General features: G+C 69.9%; 1 protein-coding gene. It reads right to left on the bottom strand.

The annotated features are described in order from the left end of the window. Window positions 1–17: 17 nt before the first annotated feature. On the bottom strand, window positions 18–1094 hold the full coding sequence (locus IF01_RS0140765) for an IS110 family RNA-guided transposase (RefSeq protein ID WP_051742849.1): 1077 nt from the start codon (window positions 1092–1094) through the stop codon (window positions 18–20). Window positions 1095–1339: the final 245 nt, after the last annotated feature.

Raw genomic sequence — 1339 nt, 5'->3', positions numbered from 1 at the left:
GGATGCTCCTATAGACGTCAAGCCGCAGGAGCGAGGTCGGTTTGAGCGATTTGTTCGGCTGGTGCTGCAGTCAGCGCGCGGTAGATCTCGCGGGCGACGAAGCGCTTGAGGCAGCGGGTGATGTCCTTCTTTGACAGTCCCTCCTTTGTGCGCCGGGCGACGTAGGCCCGGGTGCGCTCGTCGTAGCGCATCCGGACCAGCACGATGGTGTGCAGGGCGTTGTTCGCGGCCCGGTCACCACCTCGGTTGAGGCGGTGACGATGGGTGCGGCCGGAGGACGCGGGGATCGGCGCGACTCCGGCAAGGTGCGCGAACGCGCTCTCGGAGCGCATTCGTTCAGGGTTGTCCCCGGCCGATGCGAGGAGCTGGCCGGCTGTCTCGGGGCCGACGCCGAAGAGCGCGAGCAACTCCGGCGCGGCCTGGCGGACCAGTGGTCCGATCTGAGTGTCGAGCTCGGTGATCTCGTCGTCGAGCGCTTGGTGGCGGCGGGCCAGGCGCCGCAGGGCCGCTTTGGTCGCGGCCAGTGGCGTCGACAGGTCCGCACCGGGCCGCAGCCTGGCGAGTGTGCGTATCAGGGCGGCCCGTTCCAGCCCCGCAAGCTGCTCGCGCAAGACCGCGGGAGCGGACACGAGCATGCTGCGGATCTGGTTCATCGCCTGGGTGCGGGCTTTGACCGCGCCGCGGCGGGTGACCCGCAGCACCCGCACGGCCTCGACCGTGCCGTCGCGGCTCTTCGGGACGCCGGTGGCCCGTCCGGAGGCCACCGCCGTTGCGGCGGCGTAAGCGTCGATCGGGTCGGACTTGCCCCTCGTCCGCCGGGTCTTGCGGTCAGGCCGGTCCACATCGACGACGGTGACCCCGGCGGCGGTGAGTACCCGGGCGAGCTCGGCACCGTAGGCACCGGTGCCCTCCACACCGACCGCTGCCAGTTCACCGTGCGAACGCATCCAGTCCAGCAGGTCCCGGTAGCCCTGGACGGTGGCCGGGAACTCGCGATCGGCGAGGTGCCGGCCCAGCCGGCCGATCACCGCCGCATGGTGGGTCGATCCGTGAGTGTCGACTCCACCGGTGATCTCCGGGCCGTCGTGCGTCATGCTGGTCATGTCCGTCCTTGCCGCTTGTCCGAGCCGAGGGCGGCACGCGCCGGTCGGGCGGGTGGACAAGACAGTGACGGGGCCTCTGGCCAGGCTCCTATGAAGTCACAAGCGCCCGTCCGGCCGCGTGCGTGGTGACGCCGCCGACGGGCCGACAAATCCCAAACAGGACAGTCGAAACGTCAGTCAGTGCTCGGGTCAGACCCGCCAGCAGCGTCACCACGTACATCATCACTGTCAGTGCT

This window comes from Kitasatospora purpeofusca (assembly GCF_000718025.1).
In the GTDB taxonomy this organism is placed as follows: Bacteria; Actinomycetota; Actinomycetes; order Streptomycetales; family Streptomycetaceae; genus Kitasatospora; species Kitasatospora purpeofusca.
Note: the sequence above shows the minus strand (reverse complement) of the source record. Positions and strands in the feature narration are given on the sequence as shown.